24 protein-coding genes and 3 pseudogenes are annotated in these 21354 nt (G+C 32.3%); 4 read left to right on the top strand and 23 right to left on the bottom strand.

Features of this window, described 5'->3' with window-relative positions; all coding sequences use genetic code 11:
- Positions 1-449 precede the first annotated feature (449 nt).
- The 8 genes from FS935_RS22350 to FS935_RS22315 form a co-directional block, all read right to left on the bottom strand.
- Positions 450-1247 carry an aminoglycoside phosphotransferase family protein gene (locus FS935_RS22350; protein ID WP_146950824.1) on the bottom strand — a complete coding sequence of 266 codons (798 nt, stop codon included), beginning with the start codon at positions 1245-1247 and terminating at the stop codon, positions 450-452.
- Positions 1248-1707: 460 nt separating this feature from the next.
- Positions 1708-2487, bottom strand: coding sequence for an SDR family oxidoreductase (locus tag FS935_RS22345; RefSeq protein ID WP_146950823.1), 780 nt, complete (start codon positions 2485-2487; stop codon positions 1708-1710).
- Between the two features lie 555 nt (positions 2488-3042).
- Positions 3043-3882: a tyrosine-type recombinase/integrase gene (locus FS935_RS22340; protein WP_240051004.1), complete on the bottom strand. Its 840-nt coding sequence runs from the start codon at positions 3880-3882 to the stop codon at positions 3043-3045.
- A gap of 13 nt (positions 3883-3895) precedes the next feature.
- Entirely contained in the window at positions 3896-4777 is an 882-nt protein-coding gene (gene xerA, locus FS935_RS22335; protein ID WP_146950821.1) for a site-specific tyrosine recombinase/integron integrase, read from the bottom strand.
- Positions 4778-4801: 24 nt separating this feature from the next.
- Positions 4802-5644, bottom strand: a complete 843-nt coding sequence (gene xerA / locus FS935_RS22330) for a site-specific tyrosine recombinase/integron integrase (protein WP_146950820.1) — start codon at positions 5642-5644, stop codon at positions 4802-4804.
- 4 nt (positions 5645-5648) lie between these two features.
- Positions 5649-6536, bottom strand: a complete 888-nt coding sequence (locus FS935_RS22325; protein WP_146950819.1) for a tyrosine-type recombinase/integrase — start codon at positions 6534-6536, stop codon at positions 5649-5651.
- 452 nt (positions 6537-6988) lie between these two features.
- Positions 6989-7888 (bottom strand): Abi family protein, encoded by a 900-nt coding sequence (locus tag FS935_RS22320; protein ID WP_158638693.1) that lies wholly within the window; start codon positions 7886-7888, stop codon positions 6989-6991.
- A gap of 215 nt (positions 7889-8103) precedes the next feature.
- Positions 8104-8454, bottom strand: a complete 351-nt coding sequence (locus FS935_RS22315; protein ID WP_240051003.1) for an excalibur calcium-binding domain-containing protein — start codon at positions 8452-8454, stop codon at positions 8104-8106.
- A 72-nt stretch (positions 8455-8526) separates the two neighbouring features.
- Here FS935_RS22315 and FS935_RS24105 point away from each other — a divergent pair.
- Positions 8527-8829: pseudogene (locus FS935_RS24105) on the top strand (IS1595 family transposase); the annotation flags it as partial.
- Between the two features lie 139 nt (positions 8830-8968).
- On the opposite strand, the gene FS935_RS22310 reads toward FS935_RS24105, so the two are convergent.
- The 9 genes and pseudogenes from FS935_RS22310 to FS935_RS22270 form a co-directional block, all read right to left on the bottom strand.
- Positions 8969-9298 (bottom strand): helix-turn-helix domain-containing protein, encoded by a 330-nt coding sequence (locus FS935_RS22310; protein WP_146950816.1) that lies wholly within the window; start codon positions 9296-9298, stop codon positions 8969-8971.
- 134 nt (positions 9299-9432) lie between these two features.
- A complete protein-coding gene (locus tag FS935_RS22305; protein ID WP_146950815.1) occupies positions 9433-9795 on the bottom strand; it encodes a hypothetical protein in 363 nt (120 codons plus the stop codon).
- 870 nt (positions 9796-10665) lie between these two features.
- Positions 10666-11178, bottom strand: coding sequence for a hypothetical protein (locus FS935_RS22300; RefSeq protein ID WP_146950814.1), 513 nt, complete (start codon positions 11176-11178; stop codon positions 10666-10668).
- Between the two features lie 151 nt (positions 11179-11329).
- Positions 11330-11560, bottom strand: a complete 231-nt coding sequence (locus FS935_RS22295) for a hypothetical protein (RefSeq protein WP_146950813.1) — start codon at positions 11558-11560, stop codon at positions 11330-11332.
- Between the two features lie 80 nt (positions 11561-11640).
- Positions 11641-11964, bottom strand: coding sequence for a hypothetical protein (locus FS935_RS22290; RefSeq protein ID WP_146950812.1), 324 nt, complete (start codon positions 11962-11964; stop codon positions 11641-11643).
- Positions 11965-12392: 428 nt separating this feature from the next.
- Complete coding sequence (locus FS935_RS22285) at positions 12393-12773, bottom strand: GNAT family N-acetyltransferase (RefSeq protein ID WP_146950825.1); 381 nt, start codon at positions 12771-12773, stop codon at positions 12393-12395.
- 143 nt (positions 12774-12916) lie between these two features.
- On the bottom strand, positions 12917-13507 hold the full coding sequence (locus tag FS935_RS22280) for a GNAT family N-acetyltransferase (RefSeq protein WP_146950811.1): 591 nt from the start codon (positions 13505-13507) through the stop codon (positions 12917-12919).
- Between the two features lie 194 nt (positions 13508-13701).
- Positions 13702-14961: a group II intron reverse transcriptase/maturase gene (gene ltrA, locus FS935_RS22275; RefSeq protein WP_146950810.1), complete on the bottom strand. Its 1260-nt coding sequence runs from the start codon at positions 14959-14961 to the stop codon at positions 13702-13704.
- Positions 14962-15542: 581 nt separating this feature from the next.
- A pseudogene (locus FS935_RS22270) lies at positions 15543-15785 on the bottom strand (GNAT family N-acetyltransferase); the annotation flags it as partial.
- A 73-nt stretch (positions 15786-15858) separates the two neighbouring features.
- On the opposite strand from FS935_RS22270, the pseudogene FS935_RS22265 reads away from it, so the two are divergent.
- Positions 15859-16139, top strand: a pseudogene (locus tag FS935_RS22265) (GNAT family N-acetyltransferase); the annotation flags it as partial.
- A 692-nt stretch (positions 16140-16831) separates the two neighbouring features.
- On the opposite strand, the gene FS935_RS22260 reads toward FS935_RS22265, so the two are convergent.
- Positions 16832-17392, bottom strand: coding sequence for a hypothetical protein (locus FS935_RS22260; protein ID WP_146950809.1), 561 nt, complete (start codon positions 17390-17392; stop codon positions 16832-16834).
- Between the two features lie 58 nt (positions 17393-17450).
- Positions 17451-17660, bottom strand: a complete 210-nt coding sequence (locus tag FS935_RS24520; protein ID WP_158638692.1) for a DUF5316 family protein — start codon at positions 17658-17660, stop codon at positions 17451-17453.
- A 403-nt stretch (positions 17661-18063) separates the two neighbouring features.
- On the opposite strand from FS935_RS24520, the gene FS935_RS22255 reads away from it, so the two are divergent.
- A complete protein-coding gene (locus FS935_RS22255) occupies positions 18064-18285 on the top strand; it encodes a zinc metalloprotease (protein WP_158638691.1) in 222 nt (73 codons plus the stop codon).
- 66 nt (positions 18286-18351) lie between these two features.
- Positions 18352-18960 (top strand): hypothetical protein, encoded by a 609-nt coding sequence (locus tag FS935_RS22250; protein WP_146950807.1) that lies wholly within the window; start codon positions 18352-18354, stop codon positions 18958-18960.
- Between the two features lie 212 nt (positions 18961-19172).
- On the opposite strand, the gene FS935_RS24095 is transcribed toward FS935_RS22250, so the two are convergent.
- The 4 genes from FS935_RS24095 to FS935_RS23510 all read right to left on the bottom strand — a co-directional run.
- A complete protein-coding gene (locus tag FS935_RS24095; RefSeq protein ID WP_240051002.1) occupies positions 19173-19361 on the bottom strand; it encodes a hypothetical protein in 189 nt (62 codons plus the stop codon).
- A 184-nt stretch (positions 19362-19545) separates the two neighbouring features.
- Positions 19546-19749, bottom strand: a complete 204-nt coding sequence (locus tag FS935_RS24090; protein WP_240051001.1) for a histidine phosphatase family protein — start codon at positions 19747-19749, stop codon at positions 19546-19548.
- Positions 19750-19893: 144 nt separating this feature from the next.
- A complete protein-coding gene (locus FS935_RS22240) occupies positions 19894-20727 on the bottom strand; it encodes a hypothetical protein (RefSeq protein ID WP_146950806.1) in 834 nt (277 codons plus the stop codon).
- Between the two features lie 442 nt (positions 20728-21169).
- A partial coding sequence (locus FS935_RS23510; RefSeq protein ID WP_205124311.1) for a hypothetical protein occupies positions 21170-21354 on the bottom strand: 185 nt, incomplete at its 5' end.

Here is a 21354-nt window from a genome sequence, read left to right as displayed (position 1 = left end):
CTCATATTCAGTTGTGTTAATAGATATTTTAAACGAAGTTAAGACTTTAAGAATAATAGGGAGTTTCCTCCCTCTCTTCCTAACCATTATTACATCCAACGGAAAAGCTTAGTTTAGTTAGAAATAATTTGAATTAGATTTTACCACTCTCGTTTCGATTTTTAAATAATCTATTCTTAATGAATAGTATGGTGTACTATGCAGCAAGAGATCAGGACATAAATGAGAAACTAGAGCATCTTTAATGGAAGAAGGAAGTTAAACTAATGTAATAAAATGCTTTTTATTAAGAATACAGATTTAAATTTATGTAAGTATCTTTCCTTTGCATAATTTTCAAAACATACCAACAGCTTGTTGTACACTATAAAGTCAAATACGAAAAGACGGTCATTAAAAAAGGAAGCGCTTCATTTAAAACCGCGTCCTTTTTATTATATTACCTTACTTTATATCCAATTTTGACCATTTTCGAGAATGAAATTTATTTCACTTTGATAATGGTCATAATGTCCTTCATCTATCATCTTTTGAAAAGCAACGTCACCTTCACTTGCTTTTCTTTTCATTGTCATACATAATCCTTCTAACCTTACCACAACCATCTTCAAATAATCTTCTTCCATTCCCTTAACACCGTAAGATTCAAAAAACAATTTAACTCTTTGCTTTATACCTTGGGCATCACGTTCTGAGTCATAATAAACTGCTTCACCTGTTTCGGTATGATAAAGCCTGCTTAAAGGGACACAAGTGTAAAGAGTATAAGCTATGTCCCAAAGTCTAGGACCGGGACCTGCAAGGTCAAAATCAATGATACCTACTGGTTTTTTGTTATTAAAAATAATATTGTAAATAGCAAAATCATTGTGACAGATAACTTCCATGTTATTTGGAGTATTGTCAATTGGCTTCCATTTATCTGATATTGAAAAATCACTCACAGCATCATGATAGTTACGAAGTATTTTTGCTATTTCTTGTAAGGCATCACTAGACCACATGTATTCTTTCAAAGGATAATTACCAGCTTCTCCGTCAATAAATGATAATTTCTCTCTACCTTTATCATCAATTCCTAAAAACTTAGGTGCATTATCGAATCCTTTGTTCTCTAAATGTTTTAATAACTCGTGAATTTTGGGACTGTCTGGCTTTAATTCTCGACGAACAGTATCTCCCAAACGATATACACTTGAGACATTTCCCCCTGTTAACATTTCTTCATTTTCATATTGACTTTTCATTTAAGTTTCCCCCTAAATAGGGACACTTTTGATTATGTAAATAGAGATGTATTTTTGCCCATAATAAAAAACAGATATACGAAGGTATCTGCTTGGCGATGGGAATATTATTATTCACACCAAGTGTCCCTTGAATGATTTTAGATAGACAAATAAACGCATCCTAGAATCTAGGACAGTAATTGCCTATATCCAATTAATTAATCATTTAAGGTTATTCCACATGTGTAACTAGATTCCCCTTTCTTTACATCTCTCAAAAAATACATTACCAAATACTTCTAATTTAGTAAAGGTAAAAATACCTTTACTAACATTCCTGTTTCAAAAGTAAAATAGCGACTGCTGCGTGTTCAGCAATCGCTATCGATTAAGTACAATACTACACAATCCAGTTACTTCTAAGTATTAAATACTAGAAAGAGAGTGCTAAAAGCAATCCCTTTCCTCAAAATAGACCTTATTTGCCTAAAAATCCACCTTCGGACTTAATTGTTTGACCAGTTATCCAATAAGAATCATCACTTGCTAGGAACATAATTATCTTGGCTGCATCTTCAGGTTTTCCAAGACGACCAGTAGGGAATTGAGGCAGTAAATACTCCCTAATTTCTTTGTTCATCCATCCAGAGTCCGTAGGCCCAGGGTTAATTGAATTTACAGTTATACCTAGAGGCGCTAGGGCTACTGACAATGGCTCTGTTATTGCAATAATCATTCCTTTAGTTGCAATGTAAGCTAAATTATTTGGATCTGGTCCACCTGAAACAAGGTTGATAATTCGTCCGTCTTTATTATTTGTAAATGCTTTCTCATATCTCTTAGCAAATTCAACTGATAACATTATAGTTCCACTATTATTGACTTTATAATGTTTATCTAAAATTGCAGTGTTGAATTCACGAAAGTTTACTGGAGATTCATACGTTGCATTATTTATTAAAATATTTGCAGTTCCAAGTGTTTTCTCAACAGTATCTAAAAGTTTCGTTGGTGATTCTAATAAACTCAAATCTAACGGCAGATGTTCTGCTCTCACACCAAAACTTCTTAACTTCTCACAAAGAAGACTTGGGAAATCCTTTTCACTCCCGTTGCCTTCAGTTTCGTCAAATTTAGACCAATGAGTGAAGAATACATCTGCTCCAGCTTTAGCAAGAGAAAGACAAATTGCTGCTCCTATACTCGTTGAACGACTTGCACCTGTTACAATTGCTATTTTTCCATCTAATTGTTTCATTAATTATCCTCCTGGAATGAAGGACGCACATATGAGATGAATATTTAATTAAATATTGGACGTCCTATAAAATTTTAAAAATAGACATACTTCTCCCTTGGTAGAAATAAGGAAATATATCATTTTTCAAAAATTTATAGGATAGTTGCCATTATATATTAATTCTCCTTTTTTCATCTCATATCTTATATTACCATTATGACATTATTTTGAAAATGATTGTTAAATTAAATGGCCCTTTTGGTGGAAACTATCCATAGATATAATTTTTCCACATTTTCAATTCTTCCATATTTGCAGTTATTTATTGCGCAGTATCAGTCTACTAGGCATTAAATGGATTATGCTAAATCCTGATTTTGTTGCCGAAAAATAGATATAGATTCTGGTGTTTCTCCACCAAGACGTGTTAATAACACTTATCTTTTAGTTCCCGAGTAAATAAAAAAACGGCTCCACTCCATTAATATCAAGGGTTCGAGACGTTTTAACTACTTTTATTTAGTTGTGTTAATAGATATTTTACACGAAGTTCAAATTCACCATAAACCTCTCTCACATCCACTCATCATACTTCTCTTTTCGAGCTTGATGATAAAGCCTTGCATAAAGATGTGTTTGATTTGGTTTCTCATGACCTAACAGAACCTGAACACATTCTATAGGCATACCTTTTATGGCCAAATGTGCTGCAAATGTATGTCGTAAAGTATGTGGGGTAATTTCAATATGAAGTTGTTGCCTATAGTTCGAAAAATCACCTTGTATAGTGCGTATGCATACTTTTCTAGTACCACTTTTATTTACAAATAAAAACGGTAGATTATCACTTCTATTATGGAGATAAGACTTTAAATGTTCTTCGCAAAGTCTTGTAAATAAGACAATTCTTTCTTTCTTACGTTTCCCTTTTCGAATATAAATTATTCTTTCTGACCAATCAATATCCTCTTTTTTTATTTCAGCCAACTCGCCAATTCGAACTCCAGTGGCATACAAAACCTCGACAATTGCTCTCTCTTGTAATTTTCCTTCTACATACTTTCTTAATTGAAGTAATTGTCCAATCTCTAAGTACCGAGGCAGCTTGTCCTCAATGTCTGGAAAAATAATAGAATTTAATGGATTATTAGATACGAACTTCTCTTCTACACAATACTGATAAAACAACTTTAAACCAAACAACTTTGCATTAACAGTTATAGGCTTATATCCCTTTTCATTTAGGTGTAACAACCAATTTCTAATATCACGAGATATGATATCTTCAAATGGTTTTTCACAGTATTGTAATAGTTGTTTAATAGCTCGTTGATATAGATCTATTGTTTTTGGGTCTAAGCGAAACATAAAATCTTCTTTGAATTTTTGTATACAATTTTCTGATGTTATCACAAATAAACTCTCCTTATCCCATGAACTTCCGATACATAGAAATAATCTCTCTTTTAGGAAGTCTCGCATATATCTGAGTTGTAGAAATATCACTATGTCCCATTTCGTCTCCTATGAAAGATAAATCAGCCCCTTTTGCTATTAATTCAGTTGCAAAAGTATGACGAAATCGATGAGGATGTAATCGAGTAGTAAGCCCAGCTTCTCTTCCAACGTCTCTAACAAGATCCTGTATCATACGAACACTCAATCGAGTACCAGTACTTGTAACAAAGAGTGGAGGAGTATTCTGTGACCGTGATTTTAAATAACGTTCTAATAAAACTGCACACTTATCTGTAAAATGTACATGTCTAATCTTTTTTCCTTTTCCTGTAACTCTCGCTAGTCTGTTCTTTATGTCAACATCCTCTATATTTAGCCTATTTACTTCTGAAACCCTGCAACCAGACGTGAGCATAAATTCAATGATTGCTTGATTTCTAAGTGAAGTCATCTCACTATTTTGACGTATCTTTGCAATATCCTCTCGCTCCAGATATTTTGGAACTGTTTGAGATAGTCGAGGAAACCATCTACTTTTAATAGGAGAATATTCAAGATACTCTTCTTTTATACAAAACGTGTAAAAAGAAGAAAGAATACTTAATCTCAACCTTAACGTCGCTTCTTTTATATCTGACTCATGTTTCAGAAACCATTTTAGAATTGACTCAGAAGTAAGTTGATTATATGGTTCTTCTATATTACAGAAAAACTTTTCTAAAAAGCGACGATATAAAATAATAGATCCGCGACTTCTGTTTGCTAGATTTAAACTTAGTAAAAATTCCTCAATCGTTTCTTGATTATTTTTATTAGGTAATACTATAGTAAGTTTCCAATAATTATCCATACCTTCTATCCCTTTCTTTCATTCTCATTGATAGCGATCATACTGTTTTTTTCGAGCATGTTCCATCAGACGAGTATAGATTCGAGTACTATTGATATTTACATGCCCTAGCAACTCTTGAATATAACTTTGAGGCATATTCTTTTCAGCTAAGTGTGCAGCAAACGTGTGTCTGAGAGTATGAGGAGTTACTCTAAAGCCTAACTCTTTGGAAAATCCTCTAAATTGAAGCTCCACAAAAGAACGACTTAACTTTTCTCCTCGATGATTTGAAAACAAATACCTACTATCAACTTCACGAGAATGCAGGTATTTCTTTAGCCTTTCTGCACAATCATGTGAAAATAATACAAACCGTTCTTTATTTCCCTTACCCTCTCTTATCCAAATTTGCCTTGTTTCCCATTTCACATCATCTAACTGAATTTGTAACAATTCACTAATTCGAACTCCAGTTGCATATAACGCTTCAACAACTGCCCTATCTCTAGGTATGTGTCTTGTTAATTCTTGAAGGAGTGCGATCTCCCTTTTACTTAAATAATAAGGGAGAGAATCATCTATTTGAGGTGTATGTACAGTAAGCATAGGATTTTTAGTTAGTTTATTTTCTTCCATACAATATCGATAGAATGATTTTATCGCTGAGAGTTTTATGTGAATACTTCGAGGTTTCAATTCCTTCTCTTCCATACAAGCAAGCCAAGATCTAATATCAGTAGCCTTTACAGAATCATAATCCTTCTTACAAAATGAAAAAAATTGATTAAGCGCTATTTTATACCCTCTTGTAGTTTCTCGACTAAAACGAGCTTGATGATCGTCAAAAAACTCCTGCTGAACAATTAAATTTTTCTCACTATACATGAAATCACCCCATTTTATTTTGATAAGCCAAAATCATATCTTCTGTAGGAATTCGCGCATATACTCTAGTTGTATTCAAGTTTGTATGACCTAATTCGTCAGCAATAAACTTAACATCTGCCCCTTTTGCTAACATATTTGTGGCAAATGTATGACGGCAACTGTGTGGATTTAACAAATGGGTTAGACCAGCCATTTTTCCAAGTTTTGTTGTGATGTTATAAATTCCACCTGTTTGCAATGGTGTACCAAATCTGTTCAAAAATAGTGCCTCATTTTTATCACCAGACCTTATAGACAAATACTCACTTAATATTAATGCACACTCTTCTGAAAAATGAACATGACGGATCTTTTTTCCCTTCCCCTTTACTTCTGCTGTTCTACGACTAATGTTTACATCCTGAATTGTTAGATTGGATACTTCTGATCTACGACATCCTGATGAAAATAGAAATAGAATAAGAGATCGATCTCGTAGAGATAATTTTTCAGCTGCCATTTTAACACGTGCAAACTCTTGTTCATTTAAGAATTTAGGCAAACTCTTAGAGATCCTTGGTCTCCATCGTTTTTTTATAACCATATGGTTTACATAATCTTCGGCTAGGCAAAAATTAAAAAATGAAGAAAATGCAGATACATAAATGTCTACTGTTCTCTCTTTTTTGTCTTTAGAGAAATTAATAAGCCATAATAGAATATTGGCCGATGTAAGTAATTCTATCGGTAATGGATTGGTACTATAAAATCTTTCTAATACTTTTCGGTATGTTACTATTGTGTTTTCAGCTTTATTAGCTAACTTTAAACTCAATAAATACTCGTTAATGATCAACCTTGTTTCCTCTGGTATCTCAACATCTCTACACTCCCAATATTTTTTAGTCATGGTGATTCTATAAACCTCCCTTATTATTTCCTTTCTCAATAGTTTGATAACTTCATTATGTACCTTTATTTTCTTTTTAATCATTTAATTTGAGTAGATTTTTGATTTATGGACGTCAACTATACATTTGACACTTATTTTAATCAAAAAAATCCTAACTCTCTATTAAAGAATTAGGATATTAAGTACGTGCGAAACTTGATAACATTGAAAATCAGTTTAATATAAACTTTGACTTAAGTGGAGTATTTTCATACCTTACACATTCAATTTTAAAATATATAAGTTTTGTAAATTTCTCTAATAAACATACTTATCGTTAGTTAAAGAAACAAAAAAACGTCTAAATCCCTTTTACACAAAGAATTAAGACGTTTCATTTACAACCAGTTGGTTTGGATAATTTATATATTTACTAGAGAATAACTAAATTTTTACTACGTAAAAGCTCTTCATTTATGTTTATTATTTAAAAGTTCTCTCCAATTGTTTGGGAAACCAATATGTGAGTAGTCTATATGTTCTTCGTATTCCTGGATCAATGTCTCTAATTCGATTAAAAACCTCTTTCTTTCAACTCTAGTTAGTAATCTTTGAATAATGTAAATTGCAGCATATACTTTTTGATTATTAAACCTTCTTATATCTTCTTTAAATAATCGAGGCTTGAAAGTCAGTTTCTTATTATATAGTCGTCCATAATGAGCACAAACATTTCTTACATTAGAAAGTGTTTGCAACCAACTCTCTAAATATAGATAAGGAACATTATAATATACTTTTGCAATATGTTTTTTTAAGTCCTCGTTTAAATTGCGGTAGAACTTAGATATATAGCCAAATGATGTAACTTCTATAGCAGCCCATATAGGTATATGTCCGCTATAATTTTTAAAATGATGCTCAATAAAGAGCTCACCTTTGCGACTTCTACTTATTAACGTGTCTAATTCATCTAAGGATTCTTTATGGAATTTTTCATTAGTAAAATTTTCTTTATCTTTATAACCAAGTGGTCCATATTTATGAGCAGTCTCATATGAAATATGTGTACGAAATGCGATTTCTATTGTTTCTAGAACACCTAATAAAAGGAGGCGTAATCGTCTATCAAACTCATATAACGATGTTAATTCTTCAAACGTTGAGTTATCTTTATAATTTTCCTTATTTAATGGATCTTTCAAAGTTATTGCATATGCGCTTAGTCTATAATAATTGACTCTTTGCAAATAGTTTTCAGCGGATTCTGAATTCTTTATATGTAAATTTCTAGTTTTGAAGATTTCCACTTGTTCTCTATATGTAGTAGGTGGTTTAATTTTCATATTTGTTTTGTTATCAGGATCCACAGTCAATTCCCCTTGAAATACAAAATGACCCACCTTGGTCCGCATTGTTAAGAGGCGTGGTGGGTTCTGTTACATTTATAGTAATACTTATTACAATTATAGTCAAGGCAACTTTATCAACAATTTAGTACTTTAAGAATAATTGGGAGTTTCCACTCTCGCTTCAAAATTGTTCACTATTATATCCAACTAAAGTACATATACCTAAGTTAAATCTAACGATCACAAGCTATTCCATCACCATCACGGTCTAATTTTTTTGAATAACCTGGCTCCCCTTTTCTAATAGGATCAGCTCCCGCAGCTCTAACAGCATCACAGTTTTTATAATATACGTTACTTGCCTGCAGTTGTGCTTCAGCTGCAGCCTGCGCTGCAGCCTCCTGCTTTTTCCTTTCTTCTTCTGCCGCAATAGCCTTACCTTCTTCTTCTTTCTGAATTCTCTCTTGCTCTGCAGCTAGACGAGCGGCCTTTTCCTCAGCTAATCTTTGAGCTTCTGCTTCTTGTTTCTTTTTTTCTTCTTCGGCAGCCAGTCGCTTTGCTTCTTCCTTTTCCTGTTTCTTCAATTCTTCCTCAGCTGGATTCGTTTCTGCCTTCTGTTCCTCCTTAGAATCTGTTTCCGATATAACTTCAGACGTAGTTATAAAAAATTTGCTAAGTTGAAAAAACTATCTCACGAAACTATCAACGCTAGTAAAGGAATTTATGTTAAAAAGCATATTTACCATATCCAACACGTTAATAGTTATCATAATCAATTAAAACAATGGTTAGATAGATTCCAAGGCGTTTCAACACGGTGGTTAGATAATTATTTATATTGGTTTAGGTTTCTTCAGTTAAACAAGAAGTTGCCTTTTGAGGAACAAATTACTACATTATTGGTGGGCTGTTGCAAAAAATCTAATAATACAACTGTCGAAGAACTTAGAGTGGCTTAATAATTTAAATTTAACCCCAAAGATAGATATTCTTAAATACAAAAACAGTTCCGTTAAAGCGATGAACGAAACTGTTTTTAAGGGTGTCTTTAATTTCATTTGTTTGCTCCCCTAGCTGAAAGAACAAAATAAATATAAGCTATTCAATTAACTCTTTTGTATATGTACCTCTGCCAGTTAAAAGCCATTCATCAATAGCCATTTTAGGATAATAAACTTCTCCTTCAATTTTAATAAAAGGAATGTTGCTGTCTTTCGATATGAGTTTATTTAGTTCTTCATCAAACAATCCCAAATAAATTGCTAATTCTGACTTTGTAAGTAGTTGTTTCTCTGGAATAGCTTCTTTATTCATTTCTACCCGTTTAATATCATTAGCTTCCGTAATGGAGTTTGCGATTAATCCAGTACCAATTAGAAAGCAAATTCCTGATAAAATAATTGACACTGATAATGATAAATTTTTCACATAAATCCCTCCTAAACTATTAAATAGTAACATTTAAAGGTAAAATACCAATTATTTCACTTACTAATCTGTTTCTTAGTAAATAACTTATATTTATATTTTAACATATAATACCATGAAACCTTTATTTATGTTTAAACCCACAATATTTTAGAAAACAGGCTTTTAATATCATCAAAATATCTATTTGATCTACCTATTCTTAGTGTAAGTTTATATTCGTTTTTGTCTTTACCGTCCCTTTTAACTGAAATATCATTAATCATTGTATAAGGGTATGTAATTACCTCTTTCTTTGAAAGAAAGTAAAAGTTTTCGGTTGTTAATATTATGACGCCATCTAATTCTCTTCCACTACTTTTATCACATTCCGCTTCTATGATTTTCAGTGTTTTTTCAGAGTTAATAATCGGACTTGAAAGTAATAAAGAACTATATTTTCTATATGAATTTTTTTGACCTAATGTTGGTTTGTCCCCAATCCATGTCGTTTCCACTATTCATCTCTCCTAATATATATAACTAAATTCTATATCTAGTATACCAGTTTTTAAATTATAATAATTTAACTAATAGGATAGTGGTTCTGAATCTATCACACCCAGGATGTTATACTCAAGTGTTAATAACGTGAAGATAGACCTCAACACTCGCGCTTTTATTGCTGAAGATTGATCTTAGACTAAAGACCCCGTTTAGTTTAAGTGTAACTCTTCACATAATTTTTATTTTTGACTTTTCATTACACTTAATATTTCAGATACACCCATCGCAATACTGGCATTTAACATACCCATTAAAGTCCTAATTAACGTCATTCCATCATAATCACCAATAAAGTTCATAACAAAGAAAATAAAGAAAAAAGCAAAAATTAGAAGTCCAAAAACACACCTCCATCGAACTGTTCCTTATTCAATAAACCTGAGTTTAACATTAATTTCCTTTTTATTTGCATAGAAAAAGCGTCTCTGTCTAATTGCAGAAACGCGCTTCTATTAATGAAGATGTTTTTTAATTAAGGGGCTGTGGTAGTGGAAAAAAATTTCTTGTTATTGGTTATTATGGAGTCTTATAATTTCTGATTTTCCATTACTCCACTGTAAAACTGCGATTATAGATTCTTTTTTAGTAGTATAGCCCTCACAATTAATACACTCACTATTACCTGAATGTATATAATTCTCTTGGTTAATACTTCCCCATTGAGACACCATACTTCTCTGCAATATCTTTGTACTTCATGCCTTTTACATAATCTTTCTCAACATGCACATATTATTCAGCCATGCCACATCACCTGCCACCTCCAGTTATTATTTAAGTATTTTTGAAAAATAAAAAGCACTAAACAGTGCTTTTTTGGTTCAATTCCATTTTCTATTACGTCTACGTTTCTGTCTTTGTTCTAGAGAGGTTAACTCCTTCTCAACTGTTTTCATCATAATTTCGTTCTTGAAAATTTCTTTTCTAACACTCCGATCGCTTTGTTTTAATAAGATAAGAGGTAATAGAAATATACTTATGAAGACCCCCATGAAAAGTCCCATTACAATAATAATTATTATCTTTAACCACCAAACCAGTTCTTCTACACCATTAATTTCAGATAATAATTCGATCAGTTGAGTATTTATTACATACACCACAATAGCTCCTAAGACTGTGGGAAACAAGCCCCTTAGCCCAAAATAGTTCAAACCTTTCTGTGAAGTTGACAAATAAACTTGTATACTTTTCAAAGCATCTATATTACTATAGTTTTCTTCAATGTAATAATCTTTTAGTATTGATAATTCATTTAATGCTTCTTGCTCAATCTCTTGATATTTTTTTAACCCTTTATATAACTTCTTTTTTGATAATTTTCTTTTGAACAAATAATATACCTCCTTCACCTATAAATCGACGAATGGGAGAAAAATTTAACCATTATTTTACTATGTTGCAAATTTTCTACCAGCAATACCAATTCACATCCCTGCCATCTCCGATTATTTGAGTTGTTTTGGAAAAATAAAAAAGCACCCATCACTGAGCGCCCTCGATACCTGGTATATAACCATTAACAAATGAATAATTCATCGCAATCAAAAAGATTGCTGTTGCAATTAGATGAGCTATTTTATCCGGTACTTTTATAATACGTAAAATAGTAAATGCTATAGCATAAGAACCGATACATATAGCCATCCAAATAATAAATTGAAAAGCAATATTATTTAATGTACTTTTCAAAGGACTGAAATCCACTTCTTCCATAACACACCTCCACATTATGTATCGGATATATATGGAATTACTTAAGTTAAAAAAGCACCCCGAAGGATGCTATATTAAAACTAAAATCCTAATTTCTTTGCAATATGTTCCTGTCCTGCTGTAGATAACATGTCATCCCAGTCCTCGAACTGAGTATGTTCTGCAACATACTTATCCAGTTCTGTTTGATCCAATGCTTCGAACTCCTCTTCTGTTTCCACTTTAAATGGACTTTGATCAAAGAAGTCATTAATCGAAGTGAATCTTGTGTTTTTCTTCATGAAACCTTCATGAAAAAGAACATCAAAACTTACTGATTCTGGCTTACTTGCATCTTCTACTTTCTTTTGTAACTTTTTTAGTTCTTTATCAAAACCTTTAAAACCGTTGGAGTTTTTCCCCATATTTTACACCTCCCCCTTTCATAACAATTCGCCAAAATAGGAGGATTTCCCTCTTTTATTGACTAATATTGTAAAAAGGAGGATGTTATGACTATCAAAGCTAAACAATGTCCAAATTGTGGAGGGAAAGAATTTTATTCTAAGGGTGAAGAAACTCCTCATGCAGCTCTCATTTCACTGTCAAGGAATTAAGACGTTTTAACTACTCAAATTTAGTTGTGTTAATAGATATTTTACACGAAGTTAAGACTTTAAGAATAATAGAGAGTTTCCTCCGTATCTTCAAAACTGTTCATTATTATATCCAACTGGAGAAGTATTTAAATTAATTTAGTTAGTTTAAATATAAAATAGATCTTCCACACTCGGACCGATTGTGGAAAATACTTATTCAATTAAAGCTAACATTTAGTTCATCAACGTATGTTTCATTTTTTGTGCATAACAAATTGAGATTTACTATATCTAAAGTTATTTTTCTCATAAAAAGGAATTAGCTCCTTTTCACAAAACAAGCTAATCACATCAATATGAGATAATTCATCTATCAAACGTGACACAATTTTCATACCTATACCTATTTTTTGAAATTCTTTATGTATTACTACGTCTTCAATATAAGCTCTAAAATTCCCATCTGAAACAGCTCTTGCAAAACCTATAAGAACACCATCTTTCCACGCACCAACTGAAACTTCTTGCTTTAACATATTCTCAATATCTTGTTCTTTTCTTTCTTCCCACCAACCTACATTACTATAAAGTTTCATAAGATCATTAGCTTTTATTGGTTTTTCGATATAACTCATAACTTCCACAGTCAAATTGTTATCCCCCATATCTTATATAACTATCTTGCTGGTTTAGCACAAGAAGCGATTATCATTATTGAATAATCGCACCCCGTTCGTTTAAGTTCATTGGTTCACAATCAATAAGAAATTCCTTCAAATTACATCTGTTTTTGAGGAATTTCTAATATATTTGCTAACTTATTCTTGACTGAAACCCAATCACTTTCAATAACACTGTAAAATACAGAATTACGGAAGGTTCCATCCTTACGAATCATATGATTTCTTAAAACTCCTTCTTTTACTCCACCTATTTTTTCTATTGCTTTTTGCGACCTAACATTTCGTTCATCGGTTTTAAATTGAACCCGTATAAGTTTCAATGATTCAAAGCAATATTTTAATAACAAGTATTTACATTCTGTATTAATATGTGTGCCCCATACTGAGGGGGTATACCAAGTCCACCCGATTTCTAAACTTTTGTTTTGAGTGGAAATATCCAGGAATCGTGTGGAACCAATAATTTTATCATTATCACGAAGTAAAACAACAAATGGAAATTCCATTCCCGTTTCTTTTTTGCATAATGCTTCTTCTACAAAAGACTTCATATCATTTAATGTATAAATAGCTTTTGGTAAGTGACTCCAAATTATTTTATCATTCCCAATTTCATATAAACCCTGTATATGATCCTTGTCCATTGGAACAATTCGAATTTTCTCTCCTACCAATTCATCAAACATATTGCTCGTTCTCCCATCTATTTCCTATTTTAAATATAATATTAACATAACTCTCTGAAAATTTATGAAATTTGTTCATCTTTGGGCTAGTAATTACACTAAACTACCACTTTTGTAGAATCGAGTAGGAGGGGGTGATTAACCCCCGACCTCTCACACCACCGTACGTACCGTTCGGTATACGGCGGTTCCATTTATGTCTGACGCAGTTGTGAATATCTTGAATATAGACTTTTCAACCCTTTCAAACTCCAATAAGAGTTCGAAAGGGTTCTTTGTAGTATTGGACTTTTGGCTACTCTCCAATATTTCTTCCTGGAGTTTCCCCATTCGTATGCCTTTTCTTTAGGTATACCGAGCCCCATAAGTTTTCTCACTTTAGTTTTCAGTTTCTTCCATTCTTTCCACTGGCACATTCGGAGTCTTCTTCTAATCCATTGATCTGACTCTTTGAATATTGTTGGTGTGTCTGCTAAAGCGAAATATCCACACCATCCAGTCAGATATTGATTCAATCGTTCAATTCTAGTCTTCATCGGGATAGGTTTTGACCTTGATGTTAACTCACGTATCCTTTTCTTGATACGTTGAATACTCTCTTTCGCCACTCGTACCTTCGGTTTCTTGTGAAAGGTAAAACTAAAACCAAGGAACTTCCTTTTCCATGGTCTATCTACATCTGATTTTTCTCTATTTACTTTGAGTTTTAGAGTTGATTCAATGAATGAAGTAATTGACTCCATGACACGTTGTCCAGCTCTCCTAGTCTTTACGTAGATATTACAGTCATCTGCATATCTAACAAACTTGTGTCCCCTCTTTTCCAGTTCCTTATCTAGTTCATCCAGAACTATGTTTGATAAAAGTGGGCTTAACGGTCCACCTTGTGGTGTTCCTTCTTCAGATTGTGTCACAACGCCTTGAATCATAATGCCAGATTGTAGGTATTTACGGATTAACGATAGAAGAGTTCGATCTTGAATTCTTTTTGACAGAATACGCATTAAACGATCATGATTGACTTTATCAAAGAATTTCTCTAAGTCTATATCGACTACCCAACGATAACCATCTTCGATATATCTTTTCGCTTGTTTCACTGCATCGTGACCTCGTTTATTTGGACGAAAGCCATAACTCTGTGTTGAAAAGACCGGATCAAAGATTGGGGTTAATATTTGAGTAATCGCCTGTTGAATGAAACGATCTGTCACGGTTGGTATACCTAGTAATCTTACTCCACCGTTCGGTTTTGGGATTTCAACCCGACGGACAGGAGAAGGTTGATATGTACCCTTTGTTAAGGAAGCTCTCAAACTTTCCCATGTTTCGAGGATATGTTTTCGTAGGTCTTTTACGGACATATAATCTACTCCATGACTTCCTTTGTTTCTTTCAACACGCTTTAGCGCGTTCAAAAGATTCCCTCGTGACAACACTTGTTCCATTAACATGAAGATCTTCCTTCCTACGTGAACAATACGTTCTTTTTAAGTAAGTTCTTTACTAAGCCCTCCTGAAGTCCCCCATGGATAAATGAACAAAGGAGGTAGCTGCGGCACCTCTTTTTTTTCGTGTGTGCGCCCGGCATGGGTGTAGTCTCTAGGGTGAAAGTCCCGAACTGTGAAGGCAGAAGTAACAGTTAGCTTAACGCAAGGGTGTCCATGGTGACATGGAATCTGAAGGAAGCGAGCGGCAAACTTCCGGTCTGAGGAACACGAACTTCATATAAGGCTAGGTATCATTGGATGAGTTTGCACAGCAAAACAAAGTCCCTTCTGCCGAAGGTGATACAGAGTAAATGAAGCAGATAGGTGGAAGGAAAGACTACACTCTCTTAATGAATTTTCTGCTTTCGACATAAAGAACTGTTTATCAAGTGTTTGTTCTCCTAAAATGGTTCAGTCCTTCCTTGATTCTCTCGAGTAAATCAAGTACTATGACCTCGGCTGACTTCTGATTATTCAGCTATCTATCACTAGATAGGTTACCAAGTGTACTTGGCGTGTTAATCAGACCTCCCCGGGTAAGAAGACTAGAAGTTTTTGGTTTTCAACCATTCGTTTTCTAAAATACTCATTTCCCATAAACTCCAGTATTCATCACCATTTTTTCTTGAATCTCGAAGTAAACCCTCTTTTATAAATCCTGATTTTTCGTAACAGGCGATTGCAGAAACATTAAAGTCGAATACCCCAAGACTAACTCTATGTAATTGAAGTTCATCAAATGCAATTTTAAGGATTTCCTTAATCATTTGCTGACCTACTCCTTTACCTAGTAAATATAATATACTTTAATTAATTAAAGTGATAAAGTGATAAAGTGATTAAATGGGAGGAGAACGGTATATGATTAAACTAAAATACTTTGACGTGCAGATTTCAAACAACTTATCGATTGGATTGATTCACCTGAGTTCTTACTTCAATGGAGCGGACCTTCGTTTGATTACCCCTTGAATGATAATCAACTAGAAAAATATATCCAGAATGCCAATAATGATAACGCAGAAACTTTGGTTTCTAAAGTAATTGATAAAGAAACTGGAGATGTTATTGGACATATCTCTTTGGGGAAAATTGATAAAAAAAACAAATCTGCAAGCGTGGGAAAAGTATTAGTCGGTAATAAAAATGTAATAATACTATTTTTCTAAGTAATTTTTGTCCTTTCTTAATAACTATCACTTCTCACTCCTCTTTAGCTCCAACGCTTTGTAAGAAAATCTATTGAATAGGATTGGTATTGTACAGCGAAAATTCACATGAAAACATAGACACTACTTCAACACAATACCCCTTTACTATGATAAGGATTTACAGATTTATGTTAAAGAAATCTAAACTTTGCCAAATGGCAACTCCTAAAAAGAAAATAGTTACTATCAGGGTAATGATCCAAAAGTATAAGTTCTTTTTATTTGTATATCGTATTAATTTGTAGATATATAATGTCAGTAAACAAATTAATATTGTTATTCCCACCATCGCTAATATCATATTAAGAATAAACATTGACACCTCCAATACAAGCCATTAAGTTTAATGCATCTTGTAGTGTCTGTTTAAAAATTTGATACCCTCTTTACAAATACTTTCAAATAATTTGTTAATTATGTCTTCTGTTTTAAAAGTTGTTCTAGTAACTTTCGCACCCTATGTAATTCCTTATATATTGCAAAACAAGCTCCTATTAGTCCCCCAGTTAATGCTATTAATAATAATTCATTCAAACTAATCCACCACCCTTTGTTTTCACTTCAGTTAAGTAGCCTATCTATCTCTATTCGATTCATCAAACTCTTTCACTAATAGAATATTGTTATTTTTTATACAAAGGTACTTCCGTATCTACACCGCTTTGAACAATAACTACGTTCTCAACTTCTTTGGTTTTATCTTTGTCCATCATGATGACAAATGTTCTAGGTGTTGCATCATATAAACAAGCTCTTTCTGGTCTAGACAAAGACACTGTCATAGTCTTAATGTCAGAACTTATTTCAACAGCTTTTATATTGTAGGGACAACTACCAGATTCGAGAACTCCAATAAAAAAAATATTATTATTGTTAAAGTCAACACTTGGAATTTTATTTTCAAGTCCATATAAGTTCAATGTATTCTCAAATTCTGTTTGATCAACAGACCTTCTTACCATATATTCAAACATTGGTGTTGTTTTTCTTTCAAATGCAATCTCATTAAAATTTGTGGGCAATGTCTTTTCACTTGCTATCACCCCTTTGAAATAAAGGTTTTTCCCTTCTGGAATACTTAAAAAAAGGAAGATAAGAAAAGAAGATAGTATCAGAGTTAAAAAAACAAAGCGAAAGGACACTATATTTACTATTTTAGTTTTTTTCCCATAAAATGTTTTCATTACTAATTTTATACTCCTGTCCAAGCAATGGTTCATTAAATATTTTTATTATGGTGTTTTATCTGATCAAGAATAAAATAACTGACATTATGATAAAAATTATACCCGAAATAAAAAACCAAAAAGAAAAATTATGTTTCTTAGTCCTTTCAAAATTTGTTTCAGTTTCAAAATTCATTCGTTGTTGTTCATAACTTGAACCTACCCCACTACTAATTCCTGCAATAATTATAAGTGTTACACCAATTAAAAAAGCATATCCTTCCAAAATACCACCCTTTTATTTTTATTTTTATTTTATTAGTTTAATAAATTCAATATTATCTTCTTAATTCCCTTTTTAATTAGACAATTGTGTAAAATAAAAAAACTCATTTAAGTTTCCAATAAAATATGATGTATACATTGTAAATATTCTGGTTTGTCCTTTAGAGTAGGAAAAGATTTTATTTGTAAGAAAGACTAGTGGTTATTCTTGTTTGAGTATTTGTTGTATATGTTTTTATATATTTTTTATTATTGGAGGTAGGTGGATATGTTTGATAAAACCATGTATTTCGTTGATTTAATACATTTAAACTGACAAATCGATTTTATAATCTTTATATGGTATGGTAAAAAATAGTAGTATTTTTCGTTGATGCAAGCAGCGATAAGATTTGAGAGCACAAGTGCTGATACGAATAATTATGCTGTTGCTAATCCAGATTATTGGTGCCAAACTAATATTATATATAAATATCACCTTCTATTCCGATCTTGGTCTATTAACTGATACTCGACCAAAGGAAACTGTTGTTCACGAAGTGAGTCATGCATTTGGATTTAAACATAAAGATGATAAACCATTTGGAACAGCAATTATGCTATGTGGGCCTAGTTTCATAGATTAAATTTATCCCCAGGGTGATGATTGGCCTGGAATAAAAGCTTTATACTAATATAGAGGGGTTATTGATATGAAGATTGGGCTAGGAGTTATAATTGGAACTGTGGTTCTAATAACAGTATACGGTGGTACTTTTACTTATAATTCTATGCAACCTGTAAAAATTATTGAAGGTCATGGAAAACATGAGGTTTTTTCTAATGTTGAAGAAATGGAAAAGGGATCAAAATTAATCGTAATAGGTCAGAGATTATCAAAAGAAGACACTACTATACTTGATGATGGTTTTGGTGGAGTTATGGGTGGTTATACAATTTCTGATTTCAAAGTGAAAAAAGTAGTAAAAAACACTACAGATCATGAATTTGAAAAGAAAGATGTTATCCAAGTATTAGAAAATGCTGCAATCGAAACTAACCTATTAGGAAAAAAAGTTTCTTACTTTCAAGAAGGTTATGAACTAATGAAAAAGGGAAAACATTACGTTTTATTTTTAGATGAAAGTAACTCAGATCCAGGTACTTTTATACCTGTAGGTGCGATTTATGGAAAAGCACCTTTAGAAGCAAGTGGAGGTACTTTAGAATTTAAGGGTGATGACGAACACGATGATCACATAAAGGAAATATTAAAAAAATCAACCGAAAATTATAAAAAAGAATTCACCTCGGAAAATTAGTTAATTTAATAGCCTATACAAATTCAGTCTAGATAAAATCAAACAAAAGAGTCAAACCCTTGATAAATTAGGGTTTAGCTGTTTTGCTTAAAATAGATAAAACTGCTCATACTACCCATATACTGTATAAAAGTGATTATATAAGTAAAACTTTCCTTGAAGAATTGTCACCTTTCAGTTTTATTTTACAAATTGAAGGAAACGGAAAATATTTAAATTCCAATACTAAACCAACCTGTTTCATTAGGGAAATCTGATCTTGATAGCTTTCTACCAGTTATAAACTCTCTATAGGAAGTTATTGTACCATCGTGTGAGATCACAAATACTCTTTCTTTATCCTGTTCTCTACACCAATTAATGAAATACTCAGCAATTCCCCTAAATTCTTGTTCGGGCAACAAGTTTATTCCATTAGTCCATAACTTGTTTGGCAATCCCTCGTCTATATAAAAATCAGGAAATTCTCTTTGTATTTTTATTTTTTCTAATAATTGATCACAAGGCAGAGTCTTAGCCTTTGCTATTTGAGGGAACAATCTAGGAGCCACTAATGGTGTTACAACTTTTTCACATGTTAATTTCTCACTCCAAAATACTGCTGTTTGTAGAGTTTCTTCGTAAAGGACTTACTATCAATATATCATCCTCACTAAGGGGAAATTCTTTTGCTAGTCCTTTAGCCTGTAATAAACCATTACTAGTTAATGCTGGATCACCTTTATGTAAACTTTGCGGGATGTTCAAAGTATGTTCCCCTTGTCCATGTCTTATAAAAATTAACTCCATTATTTATCATCCTTTATTACTCTTTTAATCGTGTCTTTACTAGTGAAAAGATTAACAAGTAGGACATAAAAACTTATCTTGATTCCAGAAAGTTGAGCAATAATTCCATTGTCTAAAACTCGCCCTCGTTAACTTAATAAGATTTCACCTTTTTTCCAACTTATTACTCAATTTTTCAAAGTTTTCTACTTCATCAGGTAATGAAAGTTGCTCTGCTAATGTAATTCCTTTCTGTATAGAAATCCTAGCTTTTCCAAATAAATTTGCCTTTATTTGAGCATCTGCAAGTGTATACCAATAGAACCACGCTTCCATTCTTGATATTTTTTCCTTATAAAATTTTTCAATAGCAGGATAGTAGCTAGAGTATAGTTCTTCATCTAGAATTAATTTTTCTCCATTCCATTTTAGAACATCAACAAAATAGGTATCTGCAATGTACCTTTGCCAAACTACTATACCAACTTTCTTATTCCTTAATAGCTCCATCATATGATACGGAACTTCTGCTATCATCTTTAAAGAATTATTATTCCATTGAAAAATCTCTAGTTTATTTCCTGCTGAAGCACCAATTGTGACACCAAGGAGATACTCTTTAATTCCATCACCAGTAATATCAGCAACACCTGAATAATCTAATCCTACCCCCTGTGTTAGGTTTTCCCATGTCTTTTCCCATCTTTCATTTTCTTTTCTTAATACTATTACACCAAATTGTGAAGGATTAGGTTGTTCTTTTGCCTTTATTTCAAAAGTAATAATAATTTCTTCTTGTCCATCTTGGTTAAAGTCATAAAACTTATATGGTTTAGTTGATTTAGGTTCTTCAGGACTTACCAGTATTGAGTTTGGTGGTACAAACTCATTGATAATTTTCAATAGTTCTTTATTTAATTTTTCTTCAGCATGAGTGAAAATTGGTGAAAGATTTAAAATGATTGATGCCAATATGGTAAATAATATAATCTTCTTCATCAATAATCCCCTTTATTTATCTAATATTAGAGAATATTGTTCCCTGATGTTACCCTAAATATCAGTTTACCTTTGTTCAACTAAACTGCACTATTACTTCAACAAGAAAAAGCAAATCTCCTTCTAGAAGATATGCCCCGTTACTTTAATAAGTACAACTTTTCATAAAATTTCATTTTTGTTAAAGTCAAAGATTCTTTTCTTTAAAAGGCAAACAAAATAAAAAACTCGCCCATTAGCTAACAAATAGCTGCCACTCAATACTTCTAAAAACGACCTCTTATCTTCTTGTAAACAAAAAATATGATATAAATAACAACCTCTAGGGCTAACATAGAAAAAGCAAAATTTATTAGTAGAAAATTAGGCGTAATGACAAAAGGATTAAATAAAATACCTGATACTTTTTGAGTATCTTGAGTACCGTGACTAACCATTATTTCTACTTCTTGTTCAATAAATGAAACGGAAAACCAAAATCATATTTATAAGTGTTTTGTGATACTTGAGTAGGTGTATCTGGTAAAATCATTGGAGTGATAGATACTAAAAGAAAACTAACGAGTAAAAAAATTATAGTTTGTTTTTTGGTCACTTCATGTCCCCCTTCTATTGAACAATCCTGCT

It is taken from the genome of Metabacillus litoralis, from assembly GCF_007994985.1.
Lineage (GTDB): Bacteria > Bacillota > Bacilli > Bacillales > Bacillaceae > Metabacillus > Metabacillus litoralis.
The sequence above is the reverse complement of the archived record's forward strand: the minus strand, read 5'-3'. Positions and strand labels throughout refer to the sequence as shown.

Excerpts from the sequence above, each read along its gene's own strand:
- FS935_RS22350 (WP_146950824.1), bottom strand. The coding sequence starts at position 1,247 with ATGAAAAGTCAATATGAAAATGAAGAAATGTTAACAGGGGGAAATGTC.
- FS935_RS22345 (WP_146950823.1), bottom strand. The coding sequence starts at position 2,487 with ATGAAACAATTAGATGGAAAAATAGCAATTGTAACAGGTGCAAGTCGT.
- xerA (WP_146950821.1), bottom strand. The coding sequence starts at position 4,777 with ATGGATAATTATTGGAAACTTACTATAGTATTACCTAATAAAAATAAT.
- xerA (WP_146950820.1), bottom strand. The coding sequence starts at position 5,644 with ATGTATAGTGAGAAAAATTTAATTGTTCAGCAGGAGTTTTTTGACGAT.
- FS935_RS22325 (WP_146950819.1), bottom strand. The coding sequence starts at position 6,536 with ATGACTAAAAAATATTGGGAGTGTAGAGATGTTGAGATACCAGAGGAA.
- FS935_RS22295 (WP_146950813.1), bottom strand. The coding sequence starts at position 11,560 with ATGGAAGAAGTGGATTTCAGTCCTTTGAAAAGTACATTAAATAATATT.
- FS935_RS22290 (WP_146950812.1), bottom strand. The coding sequence starts at position 11,964 with ATGGGGAAAAACTCCAACGGTTTTAAAGGTTTTGATAAAGAACTAAAA.
- FS935_RS22285 (WP_146950825.1), bottom strand. The coding sequence starts at position 12,773 with ATGAGTTATATCGAAAAACCAATAAAAGCTAATGATCTTATGAAACTT.
- FS935_RS22280 (WP_146950811.1), bottom strand. The coding sequence starts at position 13,507 with ATGTTTGATGAATTGGTAGGAGAGAAAATTCGAATTGTTCCAATGGAC.
- ltrA (WP_146950810.1), bottom strand. The coding sequence starts at position 14,961 with ATGTTAATGGAACAAGTGTTGTCACGAGGGAATCTTTTGAACGCGCTA.
- FS935_RS22260 (WP_146950809.1), bottom strand. The coding sequence starts at position 17,392 with ATGAAAACATTTTATGGGAAAAAAACTAAAATAGTAAATATAGTGTCC.
- FS935_RS22250 (WP_146950807.1), top strand. The coding sequence starts at position 18,352 with ATGAAGATTGGGCTAGGAGTTATAATTGGAACTGTGGTTCTAATAACA.
- FS935_RS24090 (WP_240051001.1), bottom strand. The coding sequence starts at position 19,749 with ATGGAGTTAATTTTTATAAGACATGGACAAGGGGAACATACTTTGAAC.
- FS935_RS22240 (WP_146950806.1), bottom strand. The coding sequence starts at position 20,727 with ATGAAGAAGATTATATTATTTACCATATTGGCATCAATCATTTTAAAT.